General features: G+C 42.4%; 13 protein-coding genes and 1 pseudogene. 2 read left to right on the top strand and 12 right to left on the bottom strand.

All coding sequences use genetic code 11. The features are described from left to right. Positions 1-3: 3 nt before the first annotated feature. Positions 4-1,065 carry a selenide, water dikinase SelD gene (selD, locus tag J2T13_RS08605; protein ID WP_429370285.1) on the bottom strand — a complete coding sequence of 354 codons (1,062 nt, stop codon included), beginning with the start codon at positions 1,063-1,065 and terminating at the stop codon, positions 4-6. A 145-nt stretch (positions 1,066-1,210) separates the two neighbouring features. On the opposite strand from selD, the gene J2T13_RS08600 reads away from it, so the two are divergent. Further along, positions 1,211-2,290 (top strand): permease, encoded by a 1,080-nt coding sequence (locus tag J2T13_RS08600; RefSeq protein ID WP_429370283.1) that lies wholly within the window; start codon positions 1,211-1,213, stop codon positions 2,288-2,290. A gap of 174 nt (positions 2,291-2,464) precedes the next feature. Here J2T13_RS08600 and gpmA read toward each other — a convergent pair whose 3' ends face one another. From gpmA to J2T13_RS08585, 3 genes are all read right to left on the bottom strand, one after another. After that, positions 2,465-3,154, bottom strand: coding sequence for a 2,3-diphosphoglycerate-dependent phosphoglycerate mutase (gene gpmA, locus J2T13_RS08595; protein ID WP_429370509.1), 690 nt, complete (start codon positions 3,152-3,154; stop codon positions 2,465-2,467). Between the two features lie 251 nt (positions 3,155-3,405). Then, entirely contained in the window at positions 3,406-4,812 is a 1,407-nt protein-coding gene (locus J2T13_RS08590; protein ID WP_429370507.1) for a protoporphyrinogen oxidase, read from the bottom strand. A 348-nt stretch (positions 4,813-5,160) separates the two neighbouring features. After that, positions 5,161-5,919 carry an SDR family oxidoreductase gene (locus tag J2T13_RS08585; RefSeq protein WP_429370281.1) on the bottom strand — a complete coding sequence of 253 codons (759 nt, stop codon included), beginning with the start codon at positions 5,917-5,919 and terminating at the stop codon, positions 5,161-5,163. 116 nt (positions 5,920-6,035) lie between these two features. On the opposite strand from J2T13_RS08585, the pseudogene J2T13_RS08580 reads away from it, so the two are divergent. Continuing rightward, positions 6,036-6,733 (top strand): annotated as a pseudogene (locus J2T13_RS08580) (TetR/AcrR family transcriptional regulator). Between the two features lie 327 nt (positions 6,734-7,060). Here the strand turns inward: J2T13_RS08580 and J2T13_RS08575 are convergent. The 8 genes from J2T13_RS08575 to J2T13_RS08540 form a co-directional block, all read right to left on the bottom strand. Beyond that, positions 7,061-8,482 carry an ATP-grasp domain-containing protein gene (locus J2T13_RS08575; protein ID WP_429370279.1) on the bottom strand — a complete coding sequence of 474 codons (1,422 nt, stop codon included), beginning with the start codon at positions 8,480-8,482 and terminating at the stop codon, positions 7,061-7,063. Between the two features lie 67 nt (positions 8,483-8,549). Beyond that, positions 8,550-9,809 (bottom strand): ATP-grasp domain-containing protein, encoded by a 1,260-nt coding sequence (locus tag J2T13_RS08570; RefSeq protein WP_429370277.1) that lies wholly within the window; start codon positions 9,807-9,809, stop codon positions 8,550-8,552. A 26-nt stretch (positions 9,810-9,835) separates the two neighbouring features. Beyond that, positions 9,836-10,771, bottom strand: a complete 936-nt coding sequence (locus J2T13_RS08565) for a DMT family transporter (protein ID WP_429370275.1) — start codon at positions 10,769-10,771, stop codon at positions 9,836-9,838. A gap of 162 nt (positions 10,772-10,933) precedes the next feature. After that, positions 10,934-12,190 (bottom strand): MDR family MFS transporter, encoded by a 1,257-nt coding sequence (locus tag J2T13_RS08560; RefSeq protein ID WP_429370273.1) that lies wholly within the window; start codon positions 12,188-12,190, stop codon positions 10,934-10,936. 17 nt (positions 12,191-12,207) lie between these two features. Then, positions 12,208-12,897 carry a B3/B4 domain-containing protein gene (locus J2T13_RS08555; protein ID WP_429370271.1) on the bottom strand — a complete coding sequence of 230 codons (690 nt, stop codon included), beginning with the start codon at positions 12,895-12,897 and terminating at the stop codon, positions 12,208-12,210. Between the two features lie 27 nt (positions 12,898-12,924). After that, positions 12,925-14,250, bottom strand: a complete 1,326-nt coding sequence (locus tag J2T13_RS08550) for a nucleotide sugar dehydrogenase (protein WP_429370505.1) — start codon at positions 14,248-14,250, stop codon at positions 12,925-12,927. 33 nt (positions 14,251-14,283) lie between these two features. Continuing rightward, positions 14,284-14,682 carry a DUF6917 domain-containing protein gene (locus J2T13_RS08545; RefSeq protein ID WP_429370269.1) on the bottom strand — a complete coding sequence of 133 codons (399 nt, stop codon included), beginning with the start codon at positions 14,680-14,682 and terminating at the stop codon, positions 14,284-14,286. Continuing rightward, the gene (locus J2T13_RS08540) at positions 14,679-15,599 is read right to left on the bottom strand and encodes a Gfo/Idh/MocA family protein (protein ID WP_429370268.1); all 921 of its coding nucleotides are present in this window, start codon (positions 15,597-15,599) and stop codon (positions 14,679-14,681) included. Before J2T13_RS08540 ends, J2T13_RS08545 begins: the two co-directional genes overlap by 4 nt. Positions 15,600-15,621: the final 22 nt, after the last annotated feature.

The raw sequence follows: 15,621 nt of genomic DNA, 5'->3' as shown, positions 1-15,621 counted from the left end.
TTGTTATTGTGCAGCTATAACCGTAATTTGACCTGGGTGATCGTTCGTTACTTCTCCGATTAATGCTGCTTCTACACCCGCATCCGTAAGCTCTTTAAGCAATTGTTCACTTTGTTCTGGTGCGATGGAAATCAACAGTCCACCTGAAGTCACTGCATCACATAAGATGTAGCGGTTTAGTATATCCATCTCTTCTGGATAAAGTATAGATCCTTCTAGATGAGCATAGTTATTCTTCGTTCCCCCTGGAACAAAGCCCTTCTCAGCAAGTTCTCTTACTCTCGGTAGCATAGGTACAGATTCTTGTCGAATAACCAGCCCCAGACCACTTCCCTTTGCCATTTCCGAGGCATGTCCCAATAATCCAAAACCCGTAACGTCTGTACAAGCATGCACTTCATAAGGTGCCATAATTTCGGCAGCTGTTTTATTTAGTGTCGACATAACTGAAGTAAGACGCGCTGTTTCTTCAGGAGATAGCTGATCTTTCTTAATCGAAGTCGTTAAGATGCCGACACCAATGGGTTTTGTCAGAATCAGCATATCACCCGCTTGCGCTGCTGCATTCGTTCTTACTTTGTCTGGATGCACGAGTCCTGTGACGGCTAAGCCAAATTTCGGTTCTTTATCATCAATAGAATGACCACCTACAAGCGTAGCCCCTGCTTCCTGTACTTTATCGGCGGCTCCACGCAAAATATCTGCAAGTATGCTTTTATCCAGAACAGAAATAGGAAAGGCTACTATATTAAGAACTGTAAGTGGCTTACCACCCATGGCGTAAATATCACTCAATGCATTAGCTGCCGCAATTTGACCAAACGAATAGGGGTCATCCACAATCGGTGTGAAAAAATCAACGGTTTGCACTAACGCTAGCTCATCACTCAAACGATACACGCCCGCATCATCACTTGTATCTAATCCGACTAGTAAATCGGGGTTACTAACGGTGGTAGGCAGACTGCGAAGAACCTCCATCAGATCGGCAGGACCAATTTTGCAACCGCAGCCCCCTTTTGAAGATAATGAAGTTAACTTTATAGTTTCAGCTTGAGACATCATGACTCAGCTCCTTTAGTTTTAATGAACTACATATAATCTTACACGATGTAGCGAGCATTGTACAAAAATTTTAAGTACCTTCACTTATTCTTTTATGTTATGATATTAATCTTGAATTTTAAGTATATGGAGGTCAATATGAATTATGTCAGCAATTTCCAATCCTTCTCCGCTTGGCAACAAGCGTCCTACGAACTATAAATCAATACTATTAGTGTTCATATTTGTGCTCATTGCGATTGCAGGTCTATCCTATGTCAAATGGTGGCCATACTATCACAAGGCTATAAAGGCCGCAACCGAACATTCAATCGGTTCTTCGATATTAACAGGCGATCTGGCCACTGCACCTGCTCCTTCTATCCAAGCAGCATGGGATTATGCAGTCGCATATTTCCAATCCGTGTGGAAAGCAGCCGTTCTCGGAATTTTGCTGGGCTCTTTGGTACAGGTACTCATTCCTGCGAAGTGGCTAATACGAGTTCTAGGTAAAACAAGTTTTGGAAGTACCGCGATAGGTGGCCTCGCATCTATTCCAGGTATGATGTGTACCTGCTGCGCCGCACCAATTGCTGTAGGTCTGCGTAAAAGGAATGTTTCCGTAGGCGCCAGCCTGGCATTCTGGCTCGGTAATCCCGTGCTCAATCCGGCTACACTTATCTTTATGACCTTCGTGCTCTCGTGGAAATTCACAATCATGCGTATCGTGTTTGGGTTGATACTGACGTTTGCAGTTAGTTATTTTGCGAATCGATTTGCTGGTGCTTCCACGGTTCCGCAAACGGTCGATGATGCGGTTCATAAGACGTCCGAACCCGAAGGTCCGCTTATGTCACGTTGGTTAAAAAGTGCGGGTACGATGCTTCTAACGGTTGTTCCTGCCTACTTCATTAGTGTCGTTCTCCTTGGTGCAGCACGTGCGTGGATGTTCCCTGTTCTCGGAGAAGGCGCTATGAATGGTATTCTTGCCATTGTTATTTTTGCGATTGCGGGTACGTTGTTTGTTATTCCAACCGCCGCTGAAATCCCGATTATCGCTACGTTCCTTTCCTTTGGATTCGGTACGGGCGTGGCGGGTGCGTTGCTTGTTACGCTTCCGTCTATAAGCCTTCCCTCTCTGCTTATGGTGTACCGGTCCTTCCCTCGTCGGGTGATCTGGTTCGTATGCATTTCTGTCGTCGTTTTGGGTTTACTCAGTGGCGTAATAGGAACGTTCATATTATAAAAAAATAGCCAATAAAGATTATTATCCTTATTTTCCCCTTTAAGCAGACACTCCAAAAAAATCCCTATCTTATCATAGGGAAAGAGTTAACTTAGAGGGGATATTTTTATAGAAAAATAGGACAAAATTGTCCCTTAAATAACCCTTGATATTACACACCAGATACACCGGATATTATACACCCAAATAGTAATGTTTGAGTGGTCTTAATTGATCATCAAATTCATAGACAAGGGGAATTCCAGTTGGAATATTTAAATCTGCAATGCCGTTAGAGGGGATATTATCCAGGTATTGGACAAGTCCTCTAATGGTATTCCCATGGGCAGATATCATCACCTTCTGATTCGCTAGTATCGAGGATTTGATAACGTTGTGCCAGTAATTTAGAACTCTTCGCTCAGTGTCCGCCAAATTTTCAGTCATGGGAATCTGACTGACGATATCTTTGTATCTGGGATCAAGTCCATCATACCTCGTATCACTTAGTTCAAGTGCAGGGGGGCTAACGTCAACAGATCTTCTCCAGAGATAGACTTGATCTTCACCATACTTTGTAGCTGTCTCTGCTTTATTCAACCCTTGTAGCGCGCCATAGTGCCGCTCATTCAACATCCATGACTTATGTACAGGAATCCACATCAGATTCATCTGATCAAGTATGATCCATAATGTTCTTATTGCTCGTTTAAGGACAGAGGTATAAGCCACATCGAACGAGTATCCATTTTCTTTGAGAATCTCTCCGGCCTTTCTTGCTTCGACTAGTCCGTTTGTAGATAAATCAACATCCGTCCATCCCGTAAATCTATTTTCCAAATTCCATTCACTTTGACCATGACGAACGAGCACAATTTTCCGCATCATTATCCCCCTGTATCTTATCTGTTTAATTATTGAAGATTGAATCTCTGGCTTATCCTAAGGGACGTAATCCGATAACGAAGTTTAATGATACGTGGTGGTCCACTTACTAATGATTAATGTTATGATCATAAGTTTTCCGTTTAATACCCGATCTATGAAAATATGAAGGATCATTAGAAAAAGAATCGGTAAAAACCGAGAATAGCCGGCACCTGCCAGCTATTCTCATGACTTGAATAATATGAATACTAGTCCATTCTGGAACCAGTATTGACCTTCTCTAGGATCAGTTCTGCTGTCTTCTCACCGTTCGCAATACAATCTGGAATGCCAACACCATAATAAGAACATCCAGCAAGGATAACATTCGGATAGCTCATCGCCATCTTCTTCTCGAGTGATTCGACGATCTGATGATGTCGGATGTGATAATTTGGCATCACATCATGCCATTTCGTCACATCATAGGTTACAGGATAACCTGTTATGCCAAGACTAGTCTGAATGTCTTGCAGTGCCACCTTCTGTAGCTCCTCTTCAGAGAGTTTGATCAGCGCAGCATAATGAGGTCCAGAACTTTTATAAAAGAGTCTGACAAGCAGGCGTTGATGTTCTGATGTATGCGCCCATTTGCGACTTGTCCACGTACAGGCATTACATTTCACATCATCACTGTTGGCTGTAATGAATCCCGTACCATCCGCAGGTAATTGACTATCAGGGATATCGAATCCTAAATAGACACTAATTAGTGAACTGTTAAATAACTGATTGAAATCCTCATTCAATGACTCGTCTTGAAGCAGAGCTTGTGCTGTGGAATGCATTGTTCCGAGTACAACCATATCAGCATCTAAAGTGCGTCCATCAGCAAGAGAAACACGGTATTGCTCTCCTCGCTTTTCGACTTTTTCCGCCGGAACGCCCTTAATAATCTCTGTATCAGACAAGTGCTCATCCATAGCGTCAATCAAAGCAGATACCCCACCCTTGAAAGACATAAACTTCTTATCGCCATTTCCTTGGAACTTCGCCTTATTGGCAGATAGACCTTGAATAATACTGCCATATTCATTCTTATAATCGATTAAATAAGGAAGGGTTGATGCAATCGTAAGATCATCTAAATTCCCAGAGTAGACTCCCGAGAGGACCGGAGAAATTTGCTTTTCAACGAGTTCTTTTCCAAAGCATGCTTCCAGAAATTCACCCACAGAGTCATCCTTCGTGAACTTATCATTCGGAGTGTATAAATCTTTCAGCGCTTCAACCTTTCCTTCGGCAGAGATGAGTTCCGTGCTGGCAAGTGACTCAATAGTTAGCGGTATGCCAAAAACAGAATCCTTCGGAATTTGCTTCAACTTACCCTCTGTATAGATATATGATATTCCAGTTGCGTTATACACAACCTCATCTTGTAGCCCAAGCTCTTCAATCAGAGGTGCGACGTTGGTCTTACGCGTTACAATAGAATCCGCTCCTGATTCCATTGTGAAATCTCCATCATGTAGCGTTCTGATCTTACCGCCTAATCTTTCACTGGCTTCAACCAATACGATCTTAATGTCCAAGTTGCTATTCTGCATGGATCTATTTAAATAGTAAGCGGTGGACAATCCGGTCACACCCCCACCGATCACGACGACTGTTTTCAAAGCGATGACACCTGCTTCCGTAGTTAATTTCTGTTTCAATGCAATTGAGTTCATTATATCATAGGGTCTTACAGAAAATTATATCCCCATCGTGACGTTAATCTGACAATGGTTGCTTACAGAATAGGTTACAAGAAAAGGAGCCAGCCGTTAGGATGACTCCTTTGTTATTATATTTTACCAAATAATAGTTCCCTACGCTTTCCTGTCAATAATCTAACAAAAATCCCCTCTACGTTTCACTCATTCCCGCATGATCACATGAGGTGTTGTTCGAGTGTTAACTTAAGGGGATTAATGTTACATCTGTATTATTCTTGAGAGGGTCATCTACTAATTAACACGTTCTTAGTATGCGCTCCAACCTGAATCTGCGGCAATAATCTGTCCATTCACGAAACTTGAATCATCAGAAGCTAAGAATAATGCAACAGTAGCAATTTCCTCCGCCTTACCCATACGTGGGTTAATAGCCATCCCAAGCTGTTGACGAGAAGCACCAAATGGATTGATATTCGTCATAGATGAACCAATATTGGTCTCAACTCCACCCGGTGCGATCGCATTACAGCGAATTCCCTTTTGTGCATACATGAAGGCAGTGTTTTTAGTGAAGCCAACAACAGCATGTTTAGAAGCGGTATAGGCAGCTCCTGCACGAGCACCAAATAATCCACCAGCAGATGCAATATTTACGATTACACCATTTCCTTTTTCTAAAAAGATAGGCAACACTTTACGTGTCGACCGCATAACACTCGTTGTGTTAATCGCAAATATTCGTTCCCAGTTATCATCTTCTATATCTCCAGCAGGTTCAAAATTATCCATAATACCCGCATTATTCACTAGGATATCCACTGTGCCGTATGTACTAACCGTGGTGTCAATTAAACGCTGGATATCTTCTTCTACAGCAACATTTGCCTTGACTGCTATAGCCGTTCCACCATTGGACTTAATTTCCTCAACAGTTACATTTGCACCATCTAGATTTAAATCAGATACGACTACTTTAGCACCTTCCTTAGCGTAAAGTAGTGCAATAGCTTTTCCCATTCCTGAAGCTGCTCCCGTTACAACAGCAACTTTGTCTTTGATTCTCATAGCAAATCCTCCAAATGTTCGAATGTGGAACTATCGTGATGTTATTGAACAGGTGTTTATTATTTAAAATCTATTTATAGTATAATAAAGAATATTAAATTTATACAATCGGCAAAATGAAGGATATTTGTTGGTTAATAGACACTTCAATAATGATCTGTTCAATATTTTATTTTTTTGTCGAACAAAGGAGACTTAATATGCTTAACATCGCGAGTAATAATGACAGAAGAATTAGAAAATCAAAGACAGCTCTCAAAGAATCACTACTATCGTTAATTCACGAGAAAGATTTTATAGACATTTCTATTACGGATATTGTTACTCGTGCAGACCTGAATCGCGGGACATTTTATAAACATTATCAATATAAAGAAGACCTTTTGGATGAAATGATTAATGATGTCATGGCTGAATTAATTGCATCGTACCGTGATCCATATCGAGATATTGAAGTTTTTGAGATTAAATATCTTACTTCTTCAGCAATCAAAATATTTGAACATGTTAATGAAAATTCAGATTTTTACGCACTTATATTGAGAGCGAATAAATTACACTCTTTGCAAAATAGAATATGTACTGAGCTAAAAAAACTCTTCTTACATGACTTTTCCAATAGTCAGCCTAATTCTAAAATAAACCGTGAATTCCTTGCTAGTTTCAAGCCCATGCGATCTTAGGGATCATCACGGAATGGATGAATAGTGGGTTTAAATACTCTCCTGACTATATGGCTGAACAACTAATCGAAATCATAAAGTATTATCCGATAGATGGAATTTATCATATAAATAACAAGGATATGGCATGAATCAAAGTAGAAATATGAGCTCACGCCTCTGACCGCCTATCGCTACATAAAGTTACCAGAACAATAGAAAGACCGCTTCCCCGATAGATACCGAGAAGCGGTCATGGCTTAATAATTCCTATTTAGTTGTCTATATGATCGTATCCAACCCTCTCATACGTACATCCAAGAATATTAATTAATGTAGTTAAACATTCACATAATTAACCCTGTTCCCACTTCAATAATACCATCTATTTTAGAATAAATGACTCGATAAAATATGATCGTCGACCTTGACTAAGATCTTCGTGATTTTCTCTTTGCCATTCATCAAATAGTATAGAATTAAACGTTAACTTCAGTCTTCAACGTATTCAATTCAGTTACACGTAATCGTACACCCCGCCGAATATTCTGTACCGACTGTGCGAGAGTTTGGGAATTCGTACCCTCTAGATCTAATGTAGAAACAAAACTCATCGCGTCTAGATGAGGAATACTGCTTACCACGGTATCTCGTGGGATCTCCGTCTCTGTACGAATGGAGACGCCTTCCGATAGGAGACTGTCCAACTTATCATATCCCTTGTAGCGATATGTGCATGATGGATCAAGAGGGTTATCCTGTAGATAAATACGCATATTGCAGCGAGACTTATCCGCTTGGTTTAACAAGGTATGCGGCAACCCTAGCGAATCCCCATTCATTAATATTTCCGCCCAGACCTTCGTCATATCCAGACCAAAGACATCGTTAATTTGCGGAATAATATTCCACCCCCCGAAACGGGCAGCTGTTTCGATAATACCCACTTGCCTGTTCTTCATTAGCTTGACTTCGGTATGAGTTGGGCAATACTGCAGGCCCAGACTTTCATTCGCTTTGCGGCAGGCATCTACGATGATTCCTTGGGCTTCAGCATCCAGTACACTTGGCACAATATGTGACGTTTCCGTAAAGGAAGAGAGCATCGGTGTCTTATCGGTAATGGCAACGGGATGGTATTTACCATTAACCATCATTCCTTCTACAGAGACATAGTCAGCATATAGAGGATTATCATACCAATCCGTATTGCAACCTTCCATATATTCTTCTACCAAAAACATGCATTCTTCATTAAAGAGCTGCGAGTCTCTCGTATTTGTCAGAATATCCTTCTGAACCTCACGAAACACCTCTACCGGATCACGTGTACCATCCAGAAGTGTTACCCCAATAGAGCAAGCCAGATATGTGGGTTTGAGTACCAGTGGATAACCAAGTTCTCTTACAGCGGCTAACATATCTCCTTCTGAGCGGATAGCACGAAATTCAGGAGATGGCACGCCCACGATGCGAAACATCTCACGCATGGTATGCTTGTTACGTGCTCTGCGTGCTGCATCAACTCCAGCAGAACGAAACCCCATTGCTTCGGCCGCCCGAGCGACAGACAGAACCATATTCTCGGCTCCCCCAAATATCATACCCTCGACTTTAAATAATTGAGCATAGTGAATCATCTGACCTACCATCTCTTCTTCAGAGAGTGTATAAGCCTCAGCCCCCGTGTATGTCACCCAATCCGGATGATGAAACCCACCGGAGGTATACCCCCTGCCTTCTTTGACGACGCCCGAGGCATAACGGTTAATAGAAGCCATATAATGGCTAGTTACAGCACTCGGACGGGGAATATAGACGAACACATTAGCGACTGCAGATAATGATTGCAAAGATGGCGGAAATCCGCCCAGATCACTGACAAGCAATATATTTTTCATTAGAGGCTTCTCTCCTTCAAGTCGGAATAGGTTCAAACGGACAACATACTAAATGAAAGTAGAGAGACTATATAGGTGAAGGTTCTAAAGGTTTAGCTTCGATATGGAACAGATCGATGGCTTTATGAATAGCGGCTTCAACCTTCGCTTCACTATCACCACGGAACATATATCTTCCACTAATATGATAATAAGAGCCTTTTCCATCCATAATCTCACCGGGCTCCGGTATTTGTTCATGAAATATTTCCGGGATTAGTCCCTTAAGGCTACTCACTTGAACAACTTCAGCCGGTACACATGGGGGTTCAGGAAACTGAAGTAAGCCACCATGAATACCCATCTGCGGAATGGTTATCTTGTTGAACGTTCCAAGTTCAATTTTGATCCATTCTTCGCACAAATTAACTCCGTATAATTCAAGTGTAAGGAATGGCGTCTCTGCTCCACCCATACGGGCGCCAATCTCTAAGAATACAGCTTCGACACTATCCCGATCAATGACTTCTAAATGAAAGCATCCATTTCGGAGTTCTAAAGAGTGCAGTACCGCTTCTGTGAACCGGGTCATTCGATTCTTCAAAGGAAGCCTGTCCGTTACGATAAAAGAACCATTAGGAATTCCCTGAGAGAAAGCCAAACAGCCATTAACATATTGAGATATAGCAATAAATTGTAATTCGCCATGCTCAATTAATCCATCTATATGGAAAATTGGACCGTTGATGAATTCCTCACATTGATAGTTCTGTGATTCATTAGCTTTTTCGATAGAGGTAAGAGCCTCTTCAAGCTCACTCCGGTCTGAGACGCGTCGCACACCTTGACTGGCAGCACCTAGTCTAGGCTTAAGAATAAGCGGATAACCGGTCTCCTCTCCGAACGCGATCGCTTCTTCAGGAGTTTCATAGTCCAAGAACCTCGGGATACGCACTCCATCCGCTTTGAGACGCTCCTTCATCACAATTTTATCGCGATACAAGGCTACCTTTTCTTCAGAAGTGCCCGGAATCCCGAATTGTGAACGAAGCTTGGCCGCGTTAATTAGATCATACTCAGACATCGCAATCACAAGATCCACTTGTCCATACATGTCTATCGTTTGCTTCATCGCAGCTTCTAGAGATGTGTAGTCTTCAATATCTGCTAATTCATGTACTTGTGCCGCTTGATCATGATAGGCTTCTATATCTTTGTAACCACGCGCATTCACTAGGTAAATCACATGATGGGTGCTATGATCAATCACTTGACTGTAATTCACAAATCCTCCTAGAATATAATCCCCAAAGCGGTGAATAGCGACAATTACTTTCTCCTTCTTCATATTCAGGCCTCCGTTTTTCTAAATTGTTATATAGTCCATTTATCGTACTCCTGGGTTATAGGTTGTTTCGAATATTTCTCTGACTGTGCGGTAAAGAAGATAGCGGCAATAACAATCCCCATGCCCCCTAAATGATTCCATCCCATCGGTTCGTGCAGAAGTATGTTCGAAAGGAGGAGTGATGAGACAGCAATCATCCCAGTAAAAGAGGCTGAGGTGGCGGTTGAGACTACGGATATACCGTAATACCAGAGCACGAACCCAATCACGGTAACAACCACTGCTAAATAAACAATACAAAGCCAATCTGTAAAAGAAGGTCTTCCAAAATCATACGAGGCTGCCTGATATATACCCATTGGAAGAAATAAGGAGAATCCCCATGTGGTCACGTATGTCGTGATTGCGAGTGGAGATAATTTCCCTGACAGACTTTTACCAATTAACGTAAACAGTGCCTCACTAATTACTGCAGAACATAGGAGCGCATAGCCTATCCACACTAATCCTCTACCCTCAACTGATACTGAAGTTGTGTCTAGCCATTGAATTGTTGCTACACCCACAACTGCCATAACCACTCCGATCCAAGACCGTAAGGACATCTTCTCCTTGAAAAAAAACCATGAGAGCAGTGAGATAGCCATCGGAGTCGTGCTAGTGATAATGCCGCTCTCTATAGCTGGGGTCCGTTTCAGACCAAACAACAAACATATGTTGAAGAGAAAAACACCTGTTAAAGCTTGTATCAGCAGAAGAAGGAATTCTCGCTTGCCTAATTTAGGTAAGCCTTCTTTTAGAATAAGAATAAGTATAAGTAGCATAGACGCTAATCCAAACCGAAGAAGAGAAGCCAGAAATACAGGGAATACCTGGGTAACCCATTTGCCCACCACGATTGAACTTCCGACAGTTGTCATTGCAACGGACATCGCTATATATGCTTTTGTGGCACCCTTCATCCCTGCATTCCACCCCTCGTTGACGTTTCGCTCTTGTTGCAACCCTCGAATCGATGTTCATGTGGGTTTGCCTACACGCTGCTGCTCCTAATCACACAGGACTAACTTCTCGGTGTTCAACATGTGTAGTTTTTGATCATGAAGTTTTTGAATACTCTTGATCTATGTTAGATAACTTTCCTCATTTACTGGATTGCGCAGTCTGTTATCTACTTTTAAGAACGATTCCTTTTGCCTCTTTAGCCAGCGAATCAGCAGAACCTGCGCTGTTCCTGACACTACGAACAATACCCCTAGAAGTGTAAACATCATCGTTCCATTCCAAGTCGTGTATATAAGACCGCCAATTACAGGTCCAAAGGCAAGCGGGAGTTGCATATGCAGACCGAAGATTGAGAAATAGAATCCTCGTTTGCCTTCTGGAGCCAAGCTCGAAATTTCTTTTTGTAAGTGTGGCCCTACAAGCATCTCGCCGATAGAAAAGATAAATTCGAAGATAAACAAGAGTGCTATATATCGAGAAAATCCGTAACCCATAGCAACAGTCGCGAACAAAGCATAAGAAAGGCCAATGATTCGATAGGTCAACAAAAGTTCTGTCTTCTTGGTTAACCATAGTTGCAAGGTGATAACCATAATGCCATTAAAGGTCATAAGTGAAGCTAGAATATCGGTCGAACGTGCAAAATGATCAGATAAATGAAACGGAAGAATGGAAATAACCAGAGCATAGATAAGCCCAATGGGCATTGCTAATAAAGTTATTCCATAAAGAACTTTATGATCTAATATACGGTCATATGTCCGTACAGTGGTCGTATGATGTTCCTGATGCAGTGACTCTGGCACTCTAAGAAATACCAGAAACATATAGGCTAATAGAATAGTCGCACTGGCTACAAAGACAACCGTACTGTTCCATTGAAACAAGAGTAAACCGATCACAGGACCGAAAGCTGCGCCGACATTGGACGCTGTGTGTAATAAAGCGAATACCTCTGTCTGCTGCTCCTGCGAAACGACGTCCGAGATCATAGCATTCGCTGCCGGTGTAAATAATGCAGAACCGATACCCATAATAGCGGTAATGATAGCGAAAGCCCACACACTATCTGCCATGGTATATGCTCCGAGACCCAGAACCTGAATCAGCAATGCAACAAGCATCACGGGTTTACGCCCGAAACGATCACTGAGTCCCCCGCCGAAGATTCCCATGATCATCCCGGCGAAGGGTTGAAGACCCATAACCAGCATGGCACTGACTAAAGAACCGCCCAGTTTATCATATAGATATATGGCCAGGAATGGCCGGATAATAAAAGTTGTCATGGCGTTGAGTGCATTGCCTAATACCCGAATCCAAATGGCCATATCGTAACGGCGTATAAGTGAAGTACGCTTGTTACCGTTATTCATTGGCGTCTGCACTCCCTTCAGTCTGCAATAATGAGCGTCGTCTCACAGCGATAAACACGCTTTAACAACTCTAACGCTTCTGTCAGTGCATCTTTAACTGCCTTTTCTTCTACTCCCGGAACCTGACAGCCCAGAAGCCAGACGTCCTGCGTAGTGTCCTTCACCTTCTGTGATTCACCATCCCGATAGCAAAAGCGAGACAATATTTTCTCACGATCCGCGAGAACTAATAATCCTTCCGGCAGTTCCTCAGGTTCACTCTCCCCTAGTCCCTGAAATGCCTCTCCCCCCTGGGTAAACGTCAAATGAATTTCCCCACTTACACATTCAGCATCGAATACGCCAAGTGGTATCAAATGTTGCAGGGCAGCTACATTAACTGCATCCACGATGGGATGGATACGGGGAAGCTTGTCCAGCTCCTCTTTGATGAAAAAGCGCTGAATCAAATTTTGCACAGAGGGGGGATATTTTTTAGGATTCAGACCTATAAGCTGATAAAAATCCTGATAAGCTGCCATGATCGGTGTTGCTGCTACTTCCGTTTTACTTTTGCCACGCCATGTGGAATGGATCAATTCCCATTCTTCTGCAAAATCCACCTTAGATTCATGCTCAATTGGAGAAAGTTGAAGATGTAAACCGTAAACTTTAACTCCTACTAAACGATCCTCAACTTGAGGGCTCATTGTGATTAGACTGTACATATCCATGCTCCTCTGTAAATATATCTATTATATTCCGACAAGGCTGGGTTCATTTATGGCTGACATAGAATCGCCTATTCTTACAACGGTTGGAACATCAAAGGCTGCGAACGCATTACGAGTATCCAGAATAGGAACACCTGAGTCGATAATCGCAGACAGATCATAAACGGAATGTGCAGTAAGAAGCACAACACAGTCATATCCTACCAATTCATTGTTGTCTATGTTCTTCTGAATCTTCACAACTTGTCCCTTATCCGTCCGTACTTGTTCGCAAAATGGGTCATTCGCTACCAATATAGCGCCTCTTTCTTCCAGCAGTTCATAAATTTCAAGCCCTGGCGATTCTCGCCAATCACTTACGTTCGGCTTGTAGGCCATGCCTAACAGCAAGATGCGTGAACCCTTAATGCTTTTCCCTTTGGTATTTAACACATCCCCTATTTTCTGCACAATGTACCTTGGCATGTTTCGGTTCAAATCCTGAGACAGCTCTATAAAGCGACTGAAGAAGTTTTCACCTTTTACCTTCCATGATAAATACATCGGGTCCAATGGAATGCAGTGGCCTCCAATACCTGGTCCAGGAAAGAATGGCATAAATCCAAATGGTTTAGAGGAGGCAGCTTGAATAACTTCCCACACATTAATACCAATCCGGTCACACAATAGAGCGATCTCGTTAATAAAGGCAATATTCACACTCCGGAAGGTATTCTCTAGTAACTTAGACATCTCTGCTGCCCGAGTCGTGGATACTCTCACAGTCTGTGCACAAATAGTTGAATATAGCGCATCACCGAGATCTAGACAATTAGGGGTCATCCCCCCGATTACTTTCGGTGTATTATAAATGTTATAAGTGGGGTTACCAGGATCTACCCTTTCTGGTGAGTAGCAGAGGAAATAGTCCACTCCGACTTTCAAACCAAGCCGAAGTAATTCATTGGCGATCAACTCTTCGGTTGTACCTGGATATGTTGTGCTTTCCAGTATAACCAGTGCATTTGGTTTCATAAATTTCTTTAATTCTTCAACGACAGAACGGATGTAGGAAAGATCAGGATCTTGATTTTTACTGAGTGGAGTCGGAACACAAATACTAATCACATCTTGCTCCCGGATAACTGATAAGTCACAGGTTGCACGGAATAATCCAGCCTCTATTACATCACAAAGATCATCTATTCCTGATATATAACTTTCCCCATCATTAAGCGACTGTACCTTCTCCTCATTGAGGTCAATCCCTGTAACAGCAAATCCCTCATGGGCAAATGCTAAGGCGAGTGGTAGCCCTACGTACCCCATGCCTATGACTCCGATGCGGGCCTCTCTATTTTTGATCATCCCTATAAGGTTCAATTGATCCACTCCTTCTTCTCAGTTACCTATACCAAATGCAATCAGCATCTCTACTTCCAGTTTTAAATCATCAGCGGTCAACGTATCCATAGTGGAGATCAGGATATTATAGTGGTTGGGAAAATGACAATCGTCAAAACCAAGAACAGTTCCAATGACCTGATCCTTAATCATCACCGGATCTCCTCGGCCGATAACCCCACCGCACTTCATTTCCGCAAATCCCAGAAAGCCAACTCGGTCGATCCGATCCCCATTTGTTGCTTGATGATGTGTAGTGGTGACAATCTCATGAATCTCTCCTTGCTGTACACATCGTGTGTCAAATTCGATGAGACGCATACCCCGATCTTCCTGTGTATGAAATAAAAGACCTACGAATGTACCCTTAACGATCCGCTTAACCGCTTGATTCATATTGTCATGGGCTCTGCATGATAGGTATCATGTACAAGTCGCACTGCATCTCGCCCATCTTCCCCATGGCATTCGCCAGTAGAGACCTGATGCTGGAAATCAAGTAAAATCTGTTCATATTCATGATACAAGGATGATTTGAATTCTTCGAATCCTGCCAACATGTCTGCTCGAATGGTCTTCCCATTCTTCAAATGAATCACGACATCTTTCTTTTCTCCGTGAGGATAGGCCCAATCTAAATGCACGGATACAGGAACCCCCGATTCCGTAACCAACTCTACTATTGCCTCTACATCTACATGATGCTTGTTGCGTGTAATGGCAGCAGATGTAACGTGAAGTCGACCGAGAAAGAAAGCCAATGTATCGTATACATTCGGGCCATTGTCAGCAATACAGCCGCCCCCGCACCGTTCAGGCTGCAAGTACCATTGGTCATCCCCAGCGTGTTCTTCTATTCTTTCAAGATAACTCGCTGTCACTCTAACAATCTCATCATCAAACTTAAGTTTCTTCAAGGCATTCACGAAATGGATATTATAACGCCTGTGAAATGCGGTAAACATGGTGAGCTCAGCTGTTATAGAAACATTGACTAGCTCTTCCGCTTCATCCATATTCATGGTCATGGGCTTTTCGCAGCATACATGCTTGCCCATTAATATCGAATCTCGACAAATTTCAAAATGCTTATCGTTGGGTACATTAATGATGACTGCATCAATATCCTCACGTCTCAGCATTTCTTTATAGTCGTTATAACAGGGAATTCCCTCCTGTCGAAAGGGCTTTAGCCGTTCTTCGCTTAAATCACAAACTGCTATAAGGACAGGATTGTCTAACGTATTCCGTAGCGCATGTAAATAAAACTTGGAGATAACACCCATACCTATAATTCCAACCCGTAGTTTCATTAATTGATTTCCTCCCCATATG

Source organism: Paenibacillus sp. DS2015 (assembly GCF_050433705.1).
In the GTDB taxonomy this organism is placed as follows: domain Bacteria; phylum Bacillota; class Bacilli; order Paenibacillales; family Paenibacillaceae; genus Paenibacillus_AQ.
The sequence above is the reverse complement of the archived record's forward strand: the minus strand, read 5'-3'. Positions and strand labels throughout refer to the sequence as shown.

Excerpts from the sequence above, each read along its gene's own strand:
- J2T13_RS08570 (WP_429370277.1), bottom strand. The coding sequence starts at position 9,809 with ATGAAGAAGGAGAAAGTAATTGTCGCTATTCACCGCTTTGGGGATTAT.
- J2T13_RS08575 (WP_429370279.1), bottom strand. The coding sequence starts at position 8,482 with ATGAAAAATATATTGCTTGTCAGTGATCTGGGCGGATTTCCGCCATCT.
- J2T13_RS08565 (WP_429370275.1), bottom strand. The coding sequence starts at position 10,771 with ATGAAGGGTGCCACAAAAGCATATATAGCGATGTCCGTTGCAATGACA.
- J2T13_RS08540 (WP_429370268.1), bottom strand. The coding sequence starts at position 15,599 with ATGAAACTACGGGTTGGAATTATAGGTATGGGTGTTATCTCCAAGTTT.
- J2T13_RS08600 (WP_429370283.1), top strand. The coding sequence starts at position 1,211 with ATGTCAGCAATTTCCAATCCTTCTCCGCTTGGCAACAAGCGTCCTACG.
- J2T13_RS08585 (WP_429370281.1), bottom strand. The coding sequence starts at position 5,919 with ATGAGAATCAAAGACAAAGTTGCTGTTGTAACGGGAGCAGCTTCAGGA.
- J2T13_RS08545 (WP_429370269.1), bottom strand. The coding sequence starts at position 14,682 with ATGAATCAAGCGGTTAAGCGGATCGTTAAGGGTACATTCGTAGGTCTT.
- gpmA (WP_429370509.1), bottom strand. The coding sequence starts at position 3,154 with ATGCGGAAAATTGTGCTCGTTCGTCATGGTCAAAGTGAATGGAATTTG.
- J2T13_RS08555 (WP_429370271.1), bottom strand. The coding sequence starts at position 12,897 with ATGTACAGTCTAATCACAATGAGCCCTCAAGTTGAGGATCGTTTAGTA.
- J2T13_RS08560 (WP_429370273.1), bottom strand. The coding sequence starts at position 12,190 with ATGAATAACGGTAACAAGCGTACTTCACTTATACGCCGTTACGATATG.
- J2T13_RS08550 (WP_429370505.1), bottom strand. The coding sequence starts at position 14,250 with ATGATCAAAAATAGAGAGGCCCGCATCGGAGTCATAGGCATGGGGTAC.
- selD (WP_429370285.1), bottom strand. The coding sequence starts at position 1,065 with ATGATGTCTCAAGCTGAAACTATAAAGTTAACTTCATTATCTTCAAAA.